Source organism: Psychrobacter sp. A3 (genome assembly GCF_028823565.1).
In the GTDB taxonomy this organism is placed as follows: domain Bacteria; phylum Pseudomonadota; class Gammaproteobacteria; order Pseudomonadales; family Moraxellaceae; genus Psychrobacter; species Psychrobacter celer.
This window is the reverse complement of the sequence record NZ_JAPEHS010000169.1, coordinates 1-834: the sequence shown is the minus strand read 5'-3', so window position 1 is coordinate 834 and position 834 is coordinate 1. Positions and strand designations below refer to the sequence as shown.

General features: G+C 52.0%; 1 protein-coding gene. It reads left to right on the top strand.

The window, feature by feature from the left end:
- Positions 1 to 834 (top strand): urocanate hydratase (gene hutU / locus NK638_RS12325; RefSeq protein ID WP_274633239.1); only part of this gene is annotated, 834 nt, incomplete at both ends.

The window sequence follows — 834 nt, the reverse complement described above, 5'->3', positions numbered from 1 at the left end:
CCGCCGATATCTTGCCTGAGATGGTCAAGCGCGCCAATGCAGGTGAAATCAAACCTGATCTAGTCACTGACCAAACCTCCGCTCATGACTTAATCAATGGCTACTTACCAAGTGGCTGGAGCGTTGATGAGTGGAAAGCAGCACAAGAAAACCCAGAGCAACACGCGGCGTTGAGTAAAGCTGCCGCTGCTTCTTGTGCCGTACACGTACAGGCCATGCTGGATCTACAAGACATGGGTATCCCTGCCACTGATTATGGCAATAACATCCGCCAAGTGGCCTTTGATGAAGGAGTAAAAGACGCCTTTAATTTCCCAGGTTTTGTCCCCGCTTATGTACGACCACTGTTTTGTCAAGGTAAAGGGCCGTTTCGCTGGGTGGCGCTATCAGGCGACCCAGAAGATATCTACAAAACTGATCAAAAAATCAAAGAGTTGTTCCCTGAAAACACCCATGTGCATCGCTGGCTGGATATGGCAAAAGAGCGTATTCAGTTTCAAGGTCTGCCAGCCCGCATTTGCTGGTTAGGTCTGGGCGAGCGTGATAAAGCAGGCTTGGCATTTAACGAGATGGTCAAAAACGGTGAGCTCAAAGGCCCCATCGTCATCGGCCGTGACCATTTAGATACTGGCTCTGTCGCCAGCCCGAACCGTGAAACTGAAAGCATGAAAGACGGCTCAGACGCGGTGTCGGATTGGGCGCTATTAAATGGTATGCTCAATGTCGCAGGCGGCGCCACTTGGGTATCATTGCATCATGGCGGCGGCGTGGGCATGGGTTACTCGCAGCACTCTGGCATGGTCATCGTCGCCGATGGTACAGAGAGCGCAGCCA